General features: G+C 65.7%; 14 protein-coding genes. 8 read left to right on the top strand and 6 right to left on the bottom strand.

All coding sequences use genetic code 11. From position 1 onward, the window contains the following. Both U1E69_RS12290 and U1E69_RS12285 read left to right on the top strand, forming a co-directional pair. Positions 1-466 (top strand): Ppx/GppA phosphatase family protein (locus U1E69_RS12290; RefSeq protein WP_416200283.1); only part of this gene is annotated, 466 nt, incomplete at its 5' end. Next, positions 463-1245 (top strand): RlmE family RNA methyltransferase, encoded by a 783-nt coding sequence (locus U1E69_RS12285; protein WP_322244658.1) that lies wholly within the window; start codon positions 463-465, stop codon positions 1243-1245. The genes U1E69_RS12290 and U1E69_RS12285, both read left to right, overlap by 4 nt. An 85-nt stretch (positions 1246-1330) precedes the next feature. Here the strand turns inward: U1E69_RS12285 and U1E69_RS12280 are convergent, their stop codons facing one another. Next, positions 1331-1900: a YcbK family protein gene (locus U1E69_RS12280; protein ID WP_322244657.1), complete on the bottom strand. Its 570-nt coding sequence runs from the start codon at positions 1898-1900 to the stop codon at positions 1331-1333. Between the two features lie 334 nt (positions 1901-2234). Here U1E69_RS12280 and U1E69_RS12275 point away from each other — a divergent pair, with 334 nt between their 5' ends. From U1E69_RS12275 to U1E69_RS12260, 4 genes are read left to right on the top strand one after another with little or no spacing between them, the layout of a single operon-like run. Beyond that, a complete protein-coding gene (locus U1E69_RS12275) occupies positions 2235-3842 on the top strand; it encodes a L,D-transpeptidase family protein (RefSeq protein WP_322244656.1) in 1608 nt (535 codons plus the stop codon). Between the two features lie 27 nt (positions 3843-3869). Further along, on the top strand, positions 3870-4958 hold the full coding sequence (locus tag U1E69_RS12270) for a UDP-3-O-(3-hydroxymyristoyl)glucosamine N-acyltransferase (protein ID WP_322244655.1): 1089 nt from the start codon (positions 3870-3872) through the stop codon (positions 4956-4958). Further along, complete coding sequence (locus tag U1E69_RS12265) at positions 4959-5228, top strand: acyl carrier protein (RefSeq protein ID WP_322244654.1); 270 nt, start codon at positions 4959-4961, stop codon at positions 5226-5228. It begins immediately after the preceding gene. Beyond that, the gene (locus tag U1E69_RS12260) at positions 5225-6430 is read left to right on the top strand and encodes a beta-ketoacyl-[acyl-carrier-protein] synthase family protein (protein WP_322244653.1); all 1206 of its coding nucleotides are present in this window, start codon (positions 5225-5227) and stop codon (positions 6428-6430) included. The genes U1E69_RS12265 and U1E69_RS12260 overlap by 4 nt, the downstream gene beginning before the upstream one ends. Positions 6431-6480: 50 nt before the next feature. On the opposite strand, the gene U1E69_RS12255 is transcribed toward U1E69_RS12260, so the two are convergent. Beyond that, positions 6481-7188 (bottom strand): invasion associated locus B family protein, encoded by a 708-nt coding sequence (locus tag U1E69_RS12255; RefSeq protein WP_322244652.1) that lies wholly within the window; start codon positions 7186-7188, stop codon positions 6481-6483. A 459-nt stretch (positions 7189-7647) separates the two neighbouring features. On the opposite strand from U1E69_RS12255, the gene U1E69_RS12250 reads away from it, so the two are divergent. Both U1E69_RS12250 and U1E69_RS12245 read left to right on the top strand, forming a co-directional pair. Further along, positions 7648-9189 carry a helicase HerA-like domain-containing protein gene (locus tag U1E69_RS12250; RefSeq protein WP_322244651.1) on the top strand — a complete coding sequence of 514 codons (1542 nt, stop codon included), beginning with the start codon at positions 7648-7650 and terminating at the stop codon, positions 9187-9189. Between the two features lie 60 nt (positions 9190-9249). Continuing rightward, positions 9250-9933: a D-lyxose/D-mannose family sugar isomerase gene (locus U1E69_RS12245; protein WP_322244650.1), complete on the top strand. Its 684-nt coding sequence runs from the start codon at positions 9250-9252 to the stop codon at positions 9931-9933. A 61-nt stretch (positions 9934-9994) separates the two neighbouring features. Here U1E69_RS12245 and U1E69_RS12240 read toward each other — a convergent pair whose 3' ends face one another. From U1E69_RS12240 to kynU, 4 genes are all read right to left on the bottom strand, one after another. Next, positions 9995-10906 carry a L,D-transpeptidase gene (locus tag U1E69_RS12240; RefSeq protein WP_322244649.1) on the bottom strand — a complete coding sequence of 304 codons (912 nt, stop codon included), beginning with the start codon at positions 10904-10906 and terminating at the stop codon, positions 9995-9997. Positions 10907-11093: 187 nt separating this feature from the next. Beyond that, complete coding sequence (gene kynA, locus U1E69_RS12235) at positions 11094-11933, bottom strand: tryptophan 2,3-dioxygenase (RefSeq protein WP_322244648.1); 840 nt, start codon at positions 11931-11933, stop codon at positions 11094-11096. Between the two features lie 123 nt (positions 11934-12056). Beyond that, the gene (locus U1E69_RS12230; protein ID WP_322244647.1) at positions 12057-13268 is read right to left on the bottom strand and encodes a glycoside hydrolase family 5 protein; all 1212 of its coding nucleotides are present in this window, start codon (positions 13266-13268) and stop codon (positions 12057-12059) included. Positions 13269-13285: 17 nt separating this feature from the next. Continuing rightward, positions 13286-14482, bottom strand: a complete 1197-nt coding sequence (gene kynU, locus U1E69_RS12225) for a kynureninase (RefSeq protein WP_322244646.1) — start codon at positions 14480-14482, stop codon at positions 13286-13288. Between the last annotated feature and the right edge of the window lie 133 nt (positions 14483-14615).

Below are 14615 nucleotides of genomic sequence, written 5' to 3'. Positions count from 1 at the left end.
GCTGAAGGACCAGTTCATCGACGTCGACGATGATGCGGCGCGGTTTGCGCTGATGAGCTGGTTCTTCGAGGAGAATCTGGCCAGCTTCAGCCCCTACAATGCCGAGAACCCGCGCGAGGGGTTCCAGATCATCGGGACCTCCGGCACGGTGACAACGGTGGCGGCGTCATTTCTGAACCTGAAACGCTATGACCGAACCAAGGTGGACGGGCTCCAGATGACCAGCGACCAGATCGACCTGGTGATCCGGGAATATCTGGCACTGGGACCCGAGGGGCGGCGGACCGATCCCCGGATCGGGCGGGACCGCCATGCGCTGATCATGTCCGGGGCGGCGATCCTGCAGGCGTTGATGCGCATCTGGCCCACGGACCGCTTGTCGGTGGCCGACAGGGGGCTTAGGGAGGGGCTTCTCTATGCGCAGATGAGCGCGGACGGCGTTCTTTCGGACGGACCCTACACATGAGCGAGAAACAGACCTCTGGTCGCGGGCAGCGTGAGCTGCGCGTGCGCGTCAAGACCGCCAAAGGGCGCAAGCTTTCGTCGACGCTGTGGCTGGAGCGGCAGTTGAACGATCCTTACGTGATCCGCGCGCGCAAAGAGGGGTATCGGGGCCGGGCGGCCTACAAGATACTTGAGCTGGACGACAAGTACGGCTTCCTGAAGCCGGGCGCTCGGGTCGTGGACCTGGGCTGCGCGCCGGGGGGCTGGTGCCAGGTCGCGGCGTTGCGGGTCAATGCGCTGGGGCAGAACCCGAAGAAGCCCGTCGGCTATGTGCTGGGCGTCGACCTGCAAGAGGTCGAGGCGATCTCGGGCGCGGAAATCCACCAGCTGGATTTTCTGGAGGATGGGGCGGAAGACAAGGTCAAGGGCTGGCTGGGTGGCCGGGCCGACGTGGTGATGTCGGACATGGCGGCGGCGGCCAGCGGGCACAAGGGCACCGATCACCTGCGCATCGTGGCGCTGATCGAAGCGGCGTTGGCCTTTGCCTTTGACGTGCTGGAGGACGACGGCACCTTTGTCGCCAAGGTGCTGGCCGGCGGGGCCGAGCAGCAGATGCAGACCCTGCTGAAGAAGAACTTCAAGAAGGTGGCGAATGTGAAGCCGCCGGCCAGCCGCGCCGACAGTTCGGAAAAGTTCGTGGTGGCGATGGGGTTCCGCGGCCGTCAGGTCGAGGGCGGCGAGGGGCAGGGCGGCGAGGGGCAGGGCGGCGAGGCTGATCCCGAGGCTGGCCCGCTGGGGTGATCTGTGGACGCGCGGGCGTCAAGATCGGTAAAATTCAAACGAAAAAGGCGCCCGAGGGCGCCTGTTTTCATCGGGGGTTTCGGCCTTAGCCGCCCCAGCTGCGGACCGGGCCGCAATCCATGTGCACGAAGTTCGACCGCGAATACTTTCCGACGCCGCCAGCCGAGCAGGCCGCAGCCGCCTTGGCCATCTGCCCAACCGACCGCGACTGCAGCCGCAGGTCAGCCGCCTGACCCTTCATGTGCAGCGAGTTCTTCGCAACACCACCCGACCGGGACCGCAGCATGGCGTTGGTTTTGGGCGAACGGTAGCCAGACAGCAGCATATAGGGTTCGGACACGTCCATCAGCCGGTGCGCGGCGGCCATGATGTCGACTGCGCGCATGTCGATCTTGATGGTGTCATCCGACCGCCAGTCGCGCATGAAGTGATTGATTTCTTTCACCACTTCCGGGATGTATTCGCCTTCGATCCAGTAGATCGTGTCCATGCTTTCGCCGGTGCGGCCCGAATACATGCGGATGCGGCGGATGTCGCCTGCGCCCTTCAGGACCCCGAATGCATTGGTGTAGGTCGGGGCCGCCACCAGGGCCGTTGCCGCGAACGCACCCAGAACGCCGCGCCGCGAGACGCCGATTAGCTTGTTGTCCGTCATTCTAACGCCTGTCCCCGTGCTGTCTTCGACTGCCGTTCCGCAGCTTCTGTGCAACTTCTTCCCCAAGTGCATCGTTGTTATTGCACAAGTAGAATCGAAGCCCAAGCACGGATTGACTGCGTCCCGGACAGCACAACCGCAATCGGCAAATTTTTGCTGAACGCCACCAAAATTTGCCGACTGTGCTGTGGTTGCATCGGTTTGGGGCAGGACTGTTGCCGAATTTGACACAGTGCAAGGGCACAAGACCGCCTTCGGCTTTGTGATTGGACAGGCTTTGCAGATCGGCGAAAAGATGCCAATAAGAACTCAAGTCGTTGGAATAGAGGGCCGAATGCATTTTCCCGCTCCGCACAAGCTGTCGCGGCTTTCGTTGCTTGTGACTTTGTCTTTGGTATTGGCCCCGGCGCTGGCCTCGACCGCAAGGTCCGAGGCTACAGCCTTCACCCAGTCGCTTGCCGCCACCGCCGCATCGGATGCGGCGATTGCCGAGTGGTACCGCACGACGAATTACGAAACGCTGTGGACCGGACCCGAGGATGCAGAGCGCCGGGCGGCCTTGCTGGCCGCGATTGCGACGGCGAAGGATCACGGGCTGCCGGTGCCGCGCTATGACGCGCGGGCGCTGACGGCGGCGCTGCAAACCGCCGAAACCGAGGGCGACCGTGGCCGGGTCGAGGTCGAGATGACGCGGGCCTATCTGGCCTGGGCGCAGGACCTGACCGCTGGCGCGCTGGAGCCGCAGAAGATCGACTCTGGCATCGTGCGCGAGATCAACCGGATCGAACCCAAGGTCCTGCTGACTCGCATCGCCAATGGTGACCCGAAGGCGGTGCTGGACTGGCTGCTGCCGACATCGGCGCAGTATATGCAGCTGATGAAGGCCAAGCTGGGGCTTGAGGCGCAGATCGCGGCGGGTGGCTGGGGGGCGACGGTCCCGGCTTCAGCCCTGGCGCCTGGCGACACGGGGCCTGCGGTCATCGCGTTGCGGGACCGGCTGGTGCGGATGGGCTACCTTTCGCCCTCGGCTGTCGCAAGCTACGACCGGGCGCTGCAGGCGGCGGTGACGGCGTTCCAGCTGAACCACGGCCTGACGGCGGACGGTGCGGCAGGCGAAGGCACGGTGGCCGAGATCAACATCGGCCCGGAAGAACGGCTGAAATCGGTGATCGTCGCGCTGGAGCGCGAGCGCTGGATGCATTTCGACCGCTCGGTCAAGCATATCTGGGTGAACCTGCCCGACTTCCGCGCGCGGATCATGGAGGATGGCAAGACCGTCTTCGAGACCCGGGTGGTGATCGGCAAGAACGTCCCCGACCAGCGCAGCCCCGAGTTTTCGGACGAGATGGAGCATATGGTGATCAACCCCTCATGGGGGGTGCCGCGGTCGATCATCGTCAAGGAATACCTGCCGCTGCTGCAGCGCAACCCGAATGCCGTCAGCCATATCCAGGTGATCGACGGACGGGGGCGGGTGGTGCCGCGCGGGTCGGTCAACTTTGCCGCCTACAGTGCGCGCTCCTTCCCTTTTGGCATGCGCCAGCCGCCGTCGGACGGAAACGCGCTGGGGAAGGTGAAGTTCATGTTCCCGAACGTGCACAACATCTATCTGCATGACACTCCCTCCAAGTCGTTGTTCGACAAGGAAGTGCGGGCCTACAGCCACGGCTGCATCCGCGTCGCCGACCCCTTCGCCCTGGCGCATGAGCTTTTGTCCTGGCAGACCGACAATGCCGAGGCCGAGTTCGAGGCGGCGCTGGAAACCGGCAAGGAAACCACGGTGAAGCTGAAAGAGCATCTGCCGGTGCATCTGGTCTACTTCACCGCCTATCCCGACGCGAAGGGCCGCATGACCTATCGCCGTGACGTCTATGGGCGCGACGCGGTGCTGTGGGGCGCTTTGTCCGAGGCCGGGGTGGAACTGGCGGGCGTTCAGGGTTAAGTCTGGGGCTGGATAGCCGAGGACGACATGGCCCACAGGATCGGGGATATCGCGCGCGCATTGGGGGCCGAGGCCGAGGGAGACCTTGACCTTGAGGTCCTTGGCGCATCCGAGCCGCAGGCGGCGGGGCCGCACCAGTTGGCGCTGGCGATGGACCCACGCTATGCGGACGGTATTGCCAAGGGACAGGCGCGGGCTGCGATTGTCTGGCCGGGGGCGGACTGGCGTGGGATGGGGCTGCAGGCCGCGATCTTCGCGCCGCGCGGGCGGCTGGCGATGGCGGGTTTGACGCGGTTGATGGACCCGGGACCTGACATTGCTTCGGGTGTGCATCCGATGGCTTTGGTGGACTCCACGGCCGAGATCGGCGCGGGGGCGGCCATCGGACCCTTCGTGGTGATCGGTGCCGATGTTCGCATCGGGCCGGGCGCGCGGATTGCGTCGCATGTGTCGATTGCGGAAGGTGCAAGGATCGGCGCCGAGGCTCTGATCCTGCAAGGCGCGCGGATCGGGGCGCGGGTCACCATCGGCGACCGCTTCATCTGCCAGCCCGGCGCGGTGATCGGGGCGGATGGGTTTTCCTTTGTCACCCCCGAAAAGTCGGGGGTCGAAGAGATCCGCGAGACTTTGGGCTCTCGCGCGGAAATCCGGGATCAGACCTGGACCAGGATACATTCACTTGGTGCGGTAACAATCGGGGATGACGTCGAAATCGGCGCGAATGTCTGCATCGACCGGGGCACGATCCGGGACACGCAGATCGGGTCGGGGACCAAGCTGGATAATCTGGTCCACATCGGCCACAACGTGCAGGTCGGGCGCGATTGCCTGCTGTGCGGGCAGGTGGGGATTGCAGGCTCGGCCCGGATCGGCGACCGGGTGGTGCTGGCGGGGCAATGCGGGGTCAACGACAACATCTTTGTCGGCAATGACGTGATCGCGGGCGGTGCCACGAAGATCTTTACCAACGCGCCGGCTGGCCGGGTGCTGCTGGGCTATCCGGCGGTGAAGATGGAGACACACGTCGACATCCAGAAGGCGCTGCGCCGGTTGCCCCGGTTGGCTGTCCGGGTGGCCGCGCTTGAAAAGGGCCAGGCCGGGCCGGAGGACGAATAGGTGGAGCGGGCCAAGATCGAGGCGGCAGTGATCGAGATCCTGGCGCAGCAGCTGTTGCTTCAGCCGGACGAGATTGCGGCCGAGGCCGTGATCGACGATCTGGGGCTGGACAGTCTGGGCAAGGTCGAGGCGATCTTCGCGCTTGAGGAACGCTTCGACATCTCGATCCCGTTCAACGCGAATGAGCCGGATCAGCCGGACTTCGATTTCTCCAGCGTCCCTCGCATAGTCGTGGGCGTCGAGCGCCTGATCGCCCAGCGGGCGGCATGAGGCGCGTCGTCATTACCGGCATCGGCACGGTGAACGCCCTGGCCCCCGATGTGCCGGGGACCTTCCAGGCCTTGCGCGAAGGGCGCTGCGGGATCGGTCCGCTTGGGTTCCGTGATGTCGAGCGCCTGACGATCCGGATCGGGGCCGAGGTGCGGGACTGGCACTCCGCCGCCCGCTTTGCTGCAAACGACCTGCCGCTTTATGACCGGGTGACGCAATATGCGCTGGTGGCGGGGGCAGAGGCGGTGGCGATGGCCGGGTTGCCCAGCGACCTTGGGTCCCGTGGCGGGGTGATCCTGGGCACGGCGGCGGGCGGCATCCAGACCTGGGAGGACAGCTACCGCGCGGTTTTTGCCGACGGGAAGAACCGGGTCTCGCCCTTGGTGGTGCCCCGGCTGATGCACAATGCCCCAGCCTCGCATCTGTCGATCCGGCATGGGCTGACCGGTCCGGTGCTGGCGGTGTCCTCGGCCTGCGCCAGCGCCAATCACGCGATGGGGTTGGCGATGCAGCAGATCCGCGCGGGCGTCGCGGACGTGATGCTGACCGGCGGCGCAGAGGCGATGCTGTGCTTTGGCGGCGTAAAGGCCTGGGAGGGGCTGCGGGTGCTGGCGCCCGACGCGTGCCGCCCGTTCAGCCTGGGCCGCAAGGGCATGGTGATTGGCGACGGGGCCGGGGTCCTGGTCTTCGAGGCCGAGGACCATGCGCGGGCGCGGGGGGCTCGGATCCTGGCCGAGGTGGCGGGGTTCGGGATGACGGCGGACGCCGGGGACATCGTGGCCCCCAGTGCCGAGGGCGCGGCCCGGGCGATGCGGGCGGCGCTGACGGATGCGGGGATGGCGACCGATGAGGTCAGCTATATCAACGCGCATGGCACCGGGACGCTGGCGAACGACCGGGCAGAGGCGGCGGCGATCCGCGCAGTGTTCGGGGGACATCCGCCTCCGGTCTCGTCGACCAAAGCGATGCATGGTCATGCCATCGGCGCGACCGGCGCGACCGGGGCGCTGGAGGCCATTGCCTGTGTCCTGGCGTTAAGCGAAAGCGTGCTGCCCCCGACGATCGGGTTCCAGGACCCGGACCCGGACTGTGCGCTGGACGTGGTGCCGATGGTCGCACGCGAGACCGCGGTTGCGGCGGCCTTGTCGAACGCCTTTGCGTTCGGGGGCTTGAACGCGGTTCTTGCGTTCAGGCGCGGCTGAAAGCAAAAGGGCCGGCCCTGCGACCGGCCCGAGAGCGGGAAGTGCCTGGATTATTCGTTCGCCGCGCCTTCGGCCGGGGCTGCCTCTGCCGGAGCCGCAGATTGCGCTGCGGCATCTGCAGCGTCATTGGCCGCGGCGACCGCATCGTAACCCGCGGTGAAGCCCTTCAGCGAAATAGCCAGTTCGACCTTTTCGTCGGGGGCCACGAAGGGAACGATGGTGATCTTCGCATTGGCCCCCGCCTTCATCGCGGTGATTTCTTCGGCGGTAAAGCCGATGCGGGCCACGCAGCCGATCTGGGCGCAGAAGGTGAAGGGGTACATCTTGCCCTTGGCCTCATCGATCTGCAAAGCCATTCCGGCGGTGAGGAGGGTCTCCAGCGGGGCGATGAAGGTCGCGCCGGCAACGGCCGGGCCTTCGCTGCCCTTGGGCAGGTTGAACATCGTGAACTCGGCCACCGAGTTGCCCTCCTGGTCCTTGAGCAGCAGGTAAAGCTGGCAGGGGTCGACGCCACTTTCGGTGCGAACGCATTTCTGCTCCCAGGCTTCGAAGGTCGCGACGGTGTAGGTGCTGCCCGGACCGTCGGCGGCCCCGACCTCCTGGCCCATCGCCAGGTTCCCGGCCGCGGCGCCATCGGCCGCGACGCCTTCGGCGGGGGCGGTGTCTTCTGACGCCGGGGCCGCTTCGGTCTGCGCGATCAGCGGCGTGGCAGCCAGTGCCAGGATCAGGGCCAGCGCGGTGCTCGTGGTCTTTGCCATCTTCGACATATCCTTTGGTCGGTCGATTGTTGGCCCGGTCTCTAGCATGGGGTCTGGCCCAAGTCAGGTGAGAAAAACGTGTCCCGCGTGGTTCCGGCGTGCTTCTGCCCGCGGCAAGCCCAAAATTGAAAAAGGGCCGGAAATCCGGCCCCTTTTGCATCTTGTTTTTTGCTCCCTGTCGGACTGGCCGACTTCATGGAGACGGACGCTAAGGCGGAAAGTGCACGTCGTCAACGGGTTCTTTTGCGGAACGTGACAGAAAAAAACCGCGCCTTTTCAAGGGCGCGGCCAGTTGACAGGGAGGAAGTCACCGTCAGCCCCGACAGATCGCCGGGTCTGACCTCTTGAGTCTGGCAGAATGGAGTTAACAATGTATGTTTGGTCCCGTCGGTGGTCTGGAGTGCAGCTCCGGCATGGTTCAACCAGGGGTTGTGAGGGGCGGGCGTGACGGAACAGGCGATGGCAGCGGACAGCATTTTCGTGGGCGGCGGCGGCGAGGGGTACAGTGCCCCCCAGCGGCTTTTGCTGAAATACGGCAACCGCCACGGCTTGATCGCCGGGGCCACGGGGACAGGCAAGACGGTGACTCTGCAGATCCTGGCCGAGGGTTTCTCGGCGGCGGGGGTGCCGGTCTTCATGGCTGACGTGAAGGGCGACCTTGCGGGGATCGCGGCCTCGGGGTCGGCGGGTCACAAGCTGCACGAGGCCTTTACCAAACGGTCGGCGCAGATCGGCCTTGACCTGCAGTACCGCGCCTTCCCGGTGATCTTCTGGGACCTCTTCGGTGAAAAGGGACATCCGGTCCGGGCGACGGTGGCTGAGATGGGCCCCCTGCTGCTCTCGCGGCTGCTGGAGCTGTCCGAGCCGCAGGAGGGTGTGCTGAACGTGGCCTTCCGCCTGTCGGACGAAGAAGAACTGCCGCTGCTGGACCTGAAGGACCTGCAGGCGCTGCTGACCTTCGTGGCCGAGAATGCCGAAGCGATCTCGGCCCGCTACGGGTTGGTGTCGAAGGAGTCCGTGGGCGCGATCCAGCGGCGGCTGCTGGTGCTGGAAAACCAGGGCGGCGGCAACCTTTTCGGCGAGCCGGCGCTGGATCTGGCGGACCTGATGACGGTGGACGCAAGCGGGTCCGGGCGGATCAGCATCCTGGCGGCGGACAAGCTGATGAACTCGCCCCGTTTATATGCGACGTTCCTGTTGTGGCTTCTGTCCGAACTGTTCGAGATGCTGCCCGAGGTGGGCGACCCGGACAAGCCCAAGCTGGTCTTCTTTTTCGACGAGGCGCATCTGTTGTTTGACGATGCCCCGAAGGCGCTGGTCTCGAAGGTCGAACAGGTCGCGCGGCTGATCCGGTCCAAGGGGGTGGGGGTCTACTTCATCACCCAGAACCCGGCAGACGTGCCGGATGATATCCTCGGGCAGCTGGGCAACCGGGTGCAGCACGCGCTGCGGGCCTTTACGGCCAAGGACCAGAAGGACCTGGCGAAAGCGGCCGAAACCTACCGTCCGAACCCGCGCTTCAAGATCGACGAGGCGATCCGGGATGTCGGCACCGGCGAGGCGGTGACCTCGCTGCTGGAGGCCAAGGGTATTCCGGGGATCGCCGAACGCACGCTGGTGCGGCCGCCATCCAGCCAGTTGGGGCCGCTGGACGAGGCGACGCGCGCGGCGGTGATCGCGGGGTCTCCGGTCAGGGGCAAGTACGAGCAGGCGCTGGATCGTGAGAGCGCCTTCGAGAAGCTGCGCGCCCGGGCCGAAGCGGCGGCGCGGGATGCGGCGGCGCTGGAAGAGCGTCAGGTCGAAGAGAAGCGCGAGTTCGAGCGGGCGCGGCGCTATGACGGCAACGGTTATGCCGACGACAAGCCGAAGCGGACCAGCACCTCCAGCCGGTCGGATTCGGTCGGGACGGCCTTTGCGAAAAGCTTCGCGCGGCAGTTGGGGACCAAGTCCGGGCAGGCACTGGTACGGGGCATCCTGGGCTCGATCTTCGGGAAACGCTGAGCGAAGGCCGTTGAGACGGCTTCCGCAATCGTTATAGTGCCGGAAAATCGGGAGGATGAAATGAAACGGTCACGCATCAACGAGATCATGCGCGCGGCGGACGACATGATCCGGCACTATGGCTTTGTGCTGCCGCCCTTTGCCAACTGGTCGCCAGACGAGTTCAAGGCGCGCAAGGACGTGAGCGCCATCATCGACGCACGCTGCGGCTGGGACATCACCGATTACGGTCAGGGCAGGTTCGACGAGATGGGGCTGTTCCTGTTCACCCTGCGCAATGGGCGGCTGGCTGACCTGCAGCGCGGGGGTGGCATGTGCTATGCCGAGAAGCTGCTCATCAGCCGGCAGGACCAGCTTTCCCCGATGCACACCCATGTCATCAAGGCCGAGGACATCATCAACCGCGGCGGTGCCACTTTGGTCATCGAGCTGTACGGCAGCGATGACACAGGCAACTTCGCCTGGGACAAGGGCGGGATGGTGCGCTGCGACGGGATCGACACGCCTTATGGGCCGGGGACGAAGCTGAAGCTTGCGCCGGGCGAAAGCGTGACGCTGATGCCGGGCGACTGGCATGCCTTCTGGGGCGAAGGCGGCGATGTGCTGATCGGCGAGGTTTCGACGGTGAATGACGATCTCACCGACAACATCTTCCGCGAGCCGATCGGTCGGTTCTCCGACATCGACGAGGACGAAGCGCCCTGGCATCTTCTGGTCAGCGATTACGATCACTGGCTGCAGTGAAGGGCCTGACATGACAAAGGGGGCGCCACTGGGCGCCCCCTTTTGCGTTTCGGGTCCTGAATCAGTTCCCGGGCGGGCAGACGCCGTTGACCAGCGGAACCTTGCAGGCCGCTTCGGTGGCCGCCGGGGCAGGGGTGGTCGCCGCGGCCGGTGCCACTGCGGGCGTCCCGACGGCGATGGCGGGCGTTGGCAGCACTTTCAGGGCTGGAACGGCACCCGCCGGGACCACGACCGGAGCAGCCGCCTTCGGCTTGGCCGCGACCTTCGGGGCAGGCGGCTTCGGAATATAAAGGCCCTTCGGCATCTCGCCCGAGGCGGTCAGGACGATAACCTTCTCGCCACCCGTCAGGCGACCATAGAGGTCCATCACGTCCTGGTTGATCATCCGGATGCAGCCAGAGGATGCGTTGCGACCGATCGACTGCCAGTCGGGCGTGCCGTGGATGCGGTAGCCATAGTCCTTGCCGCCCGAGGTCAGATAGATCGCGCGGGCACCAAGCGGGTTGGTCGGGCCGCCGGGCTGGCCGTTTTCCCATTTCGCAAGCTTGGGGTCGCGGGCGATCATTTCCTTCGGCGGGGTCCAGGTCGGCCAGGGCTTCTTTTCAGCGACGATAGCCTCGCCCGACCATTCGAACCCGGCGCGGCCGACGGAAATGCCGTAGCGGATCGCCTTGTTCTTGCCGACGACATAGTACAGCAGCCGGGTCTTCGGATTGATGATGATCGTGCCGGCGGGCTGATCCGTCTCGTAGGCGACGACCTGGCGGCGGTGGGTTTCGGGGATCTTCTCGACGGGCAGGGCGGGGATCTGGATCCCGGCATCCATCGTGGCGACGTAGACGTTCTCGCCCGCCTTCGGCATGGCCTGGGTGGATGCCGTGGGCCCGGCGGCAGGATCGACGCAGGCGGCCATCAGGGCCAGGGCCAGAAATGCCGGGCTCAGTTTCAGAAAACGACGGGAAGTCTGCAGCATAAAAACATCCACACTCTATTGACCCGTCGGCACAATGTCGCAGGTCCGTTCCTGCGCACGCTAACCGAGCGCCCCTTGCAGGTCAAACCACGCGAGGATTTGAATGCGATCACGGGACCGTGAAAACGGCTGATTTTCAACGCATAGTTGCCCGCGTGCCGCAGATTCCGGCGCGCGGGCGGTCTGGTCAAAGCGCGGTGCGCAAGGCCCAAAGCTCGGGGAAAAGCTCGACGTCCAGCATCCGGCGCAGGTAGGACACTCCCGATGTGCCGCCCGTGCCGCGCTTGATGCCGATGACGCGGGCCACGGTGGTCAGGTGGTTGAAGCGCCAGCGGCGGAAGTAATCCTCGAAATCGACCAGTTTCTCGGCCAGCTCATAGGCCTGCCAATGCGCGGTCGGGTCGCGGTAGACGACCTCCCACGCGGCCTGGACGCCGGGGTGCAGCGTCCAGGTCTGCCGAAGGTCGCGGGTCAGGACGTCCTGCGGGACGGGCAGGCCCTGGCGGGCAAGGTGACGCAGCGCCTCGTCATACAGCGTCGGACGGGCAAGCTCGGCTTCCAGCCGCGCGGTCAGGTCGGGGCGGTGGGCGTGGGGCTTCAACATGGCGAGGTTGCGGTTGCCGACGGCGTATTCGATCAGCCGATATTGCCACGACTGGAAGCCCGAGGACTGGCCAAGGGCCTCGCGAAAGGTTGTGTAGTCCGAAGGCGTCATGGTGCGCAGGACGTCCCAGGCCGAGTTCAGCTGTTCGAAGATCCGGGACACGCGGGCCAGCATCTTGAACGCCTCTTGCGCGCGGTCTGCGGCGATCATCCGGCGGGCGGCGTCCAGTTCGTGCAGGGCGAGGCGCATCCAAAGCTCGGAGGTCTGGTGCTGGATGATGAACAGCATCTCGTCGTGCGCGTCCGACAGGGGCGTCTGCGCGCCCAGGATGCGGTCGATGTGCAGGTAGTCACCATAGGACATGCGGCCGTCAAAGGCCATTTCGGCGCCATCCTCGGCGGGGTTGAACGGGCAGGTGGTCATTTCGTGTCTCCAATGTGAAAGGGTTTCAGCAGGAGAGACGGGCCTTCCGGTTCAGGATCGACAGAGTGCCCATGCGCCGCCAAAGGGCGACCCAGCCCGAGGGACGGCAAAGGGGAGGAAGCGTTACGGCGCGCATGACAGACCCAGGGCCATGCAGGTTTCGGGGGCAAGGCGACGTTCGGGGTCGTCGTCGGGCGCGATGCCCATGCCGCCCACATAGCCAAGGACGGCCCAGCTTATCCCGGCGTCCTCGGCCGCCCGGCGCTTGTCGGCAAGGAAGGCGTGAAACCATTCGCGCGGCAGACTGCGGTCCCCGGCAGTGTGCAGGGCTCCGAACTCGCCCAGGAAAAGGCTCGACCGGGGGATGCCGTGCTGATCCGCCCATTCGGCCGCACGGGTCACGTCGTAGGTGACGGCGGTTTCGGGCAGCTGACGGTAGTCGGCAATCGCCTTTTCGATCGCTTCGACGTCAGCCTGGCCGGTCTCGGCGGTCATGTGCTGGATCGCGGCAGCGGCGACTTCGGCCGAAATCTCGTCGGTGACGGCAGAGGGCGGATAGGGCAGGTCCCAGATGTGTTTCTCAGGAGGTCCTGTCCAGCCCGCGCCCTGATGGCTGAAGAGGAAGGGCTCGTAGCTGTGGAAGGTCCAGAGCACGTTGTCGTCCGGGATCAGAGCTGGGTCGTGGCTGGCCAGGGCGTTCGCCTGGCTCCAGCAGGCGCCGGTGAGGACGATGGTCATCTCGGGGGCCGCAGCCCGGGCAGCGGCGTGAGCCTCGGCCTGCATGGCGGGCCAGCGGGCGGGGGTGTCGCCGTAGACCGCTTCGCAGTCGAAGGGTGGTTCGTTCAAGAGTTCCAGCGCGACCCTGTCGGCGGGAAAATCGTTCAACCCCGCTGCAATGCGACCGACAAGGGTGACGTAGTCGGGCCACTTGTCGCCGATGATGCTTTCGACGCCGCCGATGTCGCCGCCCCGCGGGATCGGGTGCAGATCGACGACCACCTTGAGGCCCGCGTCCACCGCCGTCTGTACCGCGATGCGGATGCCTTCGATCAGCTGGTCCTGCCGTTCGCCGGGGCCGAAGGCGATCAGGGGGCCGGGGTCCACCGGCATCCGCACGAAGTCGAAGCCTTGGGCGAGCAGGCTTTCATACATCGCATGTGTCACGTCGCGGCGGACGTCGGGGAAGCTTTCCAGGAACGAGGGATTTGCCAGCATGTCACCCATGCTGGGCCATTCCAGCCAAAGCGTCGTGTTGACCCCCCGCTGCAGCGAGATCGGCTCGGCCTGGGCGGTGCCTGCCAGCAGGGCCAGCAGAAGAAGCGATAGGCGCGGCATCAATCCCTCCCGACGGGTCAGGTGACCCGGGCGCGTTCCTTGAACTCGGGCTTGTCCCAGGTTCCGTAATCCATGATCTTTGCCAGCACCGAAACCGCGCGGGCAACGTCGTCCTCGTCTATATAGAGAGGCGTGAAGCCAAAACGAAGGATGTCGGGGGCCCGAAAATCGCCGATCACGCCCTCGGCAATCAGCGCCTGCATGATGGCATAGCCCTCGGGGTGCCGGAAACTGACTTGGCTGCCGCGCATCTGGTGCGAGCGGGGGGTTGCCAGTTGCAGCATGGGGGCGCGGGTCTCGACGCCCTTGATGAACTGGTCCTGCAGGCGCAGCGACTGGGCGTGCACCTCGGCCAGATCGACGCCGTCCCAGACCGCCATCGCGGCGTCAAGGGCGGCGATCTGCAACACGGGGGGCGTGCCGACGCGCATCCGCTCGATCCCCGCGCCGGGGCGGTAGGCAAGGTCGAAGGCGAAGGGGGATGCGTGGCCCAGCCAGCCGGACAGGGCGGGGCGGGCGGTGTCGGCGTGTTTGGGGGCCACATAGATGAAGGCCGGGCCGCCGGGGCCGGAATTCAGGTATTTGTAGGTGCAGCCCACGGCGAAATCGGCCTTCGCGGCGGTCAGATCCACCGGGATTGCGCCCGCGCTGTGGGCAAGGTCCCAGATGGTCAGTGCCCCCATCTCATGCGCGCGGCGGGTGATGTCTGCCATGTGGTGACGGCGGCCGGTGCGATAGTCGACCTCGGTGATCATCGTTACGGCGACGGTGTCGTCGATGGCGGCCATCACCTCTTCGGGGGCTACGGTCTTCAGGCGGTACTGGCCACCCAGCGTGCGGCACAGGCCTTCGGCCATATAGAGGTCCGATGGGAAGTTGCCGGTGTCCGACAAGATCACGCGGCGCTTGGGGTTCAGCTCCAGAGCCGAGGCAAGAGCCTGGTAGACCTTGATCGACAGTGTGTCGCCCAGGACCACGGTGCCGGGCGCGGCCCCGATCAGCTTGCCGATCCGGTCGCCGATGGCAGCAGGCTGCGCCATCCAGCCGGCCTTGTTCCAGCCGCGGATCAGCATCTCGGCCCATTCGTCCTGCATCGCCTGCTGCATCCGCGCGGGCGCGGATTTCACCATCGGGCCAAGCGAGTTTCCATCCAGGTAGATGACGCCCTCGGGCAGGTGAAAGAGGGCCTTGGTGGCGGCAAAGTCGATGGGCATGAAACGGTCCTTCCGGGTTTGTCCGGTTATGCGGCGGAGTGCGAGAAATTTCAAGCTTGAAACTGTTCCGCGGCGGGGGTGCGAATGCGGCATTTCAACTGCTGCGGGCGACAGCTGCCCTTGCGGCAGCTGG

It is taken from the genome of Tabrizicola sp., assembly GCF_034366665.1.
Classification (GTDB): Bacteria; Pseudomonadota; Alphaproteobacteria; order Rhodobacterales; family Rhodobacteraceae; genus Tabrizicola.
Note: the sequence above shows the minus strand (reverse complement) of the source record. Positions and strands in the feature narration are given on the sequence as shown.

What these genes read in the sequence shown, in the direction of transcription:
- U1E69_RS12280 (WP_322244657.1), bottom strand. Translation starts at nt 1,900, where the DNA reads ATGACGGACAACAAGCTAATCGGCGTCTCGCGGCGCGGCGTTCTGGGT.
- kynU (WP_322244646.1), bottom strand. Translation starts at nt 14,482, where the DNA reads ATGCCCATCGACTTTGCCGCCACCAAGGCCCTCTTTCACCTGCCCGAG.
- U1E69_RS12250 (WP_322244651.1), top strand. Translation starts at nt 7,648, where the DNA reads ATGGCAGCGGACAGCATTTTCGTGGGCGGCGGCGGCGAGGGGTACAGT.
- U1E69_RS12285 (WP_322244658.1), top strand. Translation starts at nt 463, where the DNA reads ATGAGCGAGAAACAGACCTCTGGTCGCGGGCAGCGTGAGCTGCGCGTG.
- U1E69_RS12270 (WP_322244655.1), top strand. Translation starts at nt 3,870, where the DNA reads ATGGCCCACAGGATCGGGGATATCGCGCGCGCATTGGGGGCCGAGGCC.
- kynA (WP_322244648.1), bottom strand. Translation starts at nt 11,933, where the DNA reads ATGACCACCTGCCCGTTCAACCCCGCCGAGGATGGCGCCGAAATGGCC.
- U1E69_RS12245 (WP_322244650.1), top strand. Translation starts at nt 9,250, where the DNA reads ATGAAACGGTCACGCATCAACGAGATCATGCGCGCGGCGGACGACATG.
- U1E69_RS12240 (WP_322244649.1), bottom strand. Translation starts at nt 10,906, where the DNA reads ATGCTGCAGACTTCCCGTCGTTTTCTGAAACTGAGCCCGGCATTTCTG.
- U1E69_RS12230 (WP_322244647.1), bottom strand. Translation starts at nt 13,268, where the DNA reads ATGCCGCGCCTATCGCTTCTTCTGCTGGCCCTGCTGGCAGGCACCGCC.
- U1E69_RS12275 (WP_322244656.1), top strand. Translation starts at nt 2,235, where the DNA reads ATGCATTTTCCCGCTCCGCACAAGCTGTCGCGGCTTTCGTTGCTTGTG.
- U1E69_RS12255 (WP_322244652.1), bottom strand. Translation starts at nt 7,188, where the DNA reads ATGGCAAAGACCACGAGCACCGCGCTGGCCCTGATCCTGGCACTGGCT.
- U1E69_RS12260 (WP_322244653.1), top strand. Translation starts at nt 5,225, where the DNA reads ATGAGGCGCGTCGTCATTACCGGCATCGGCACGGTGAACGCCCTGGCC.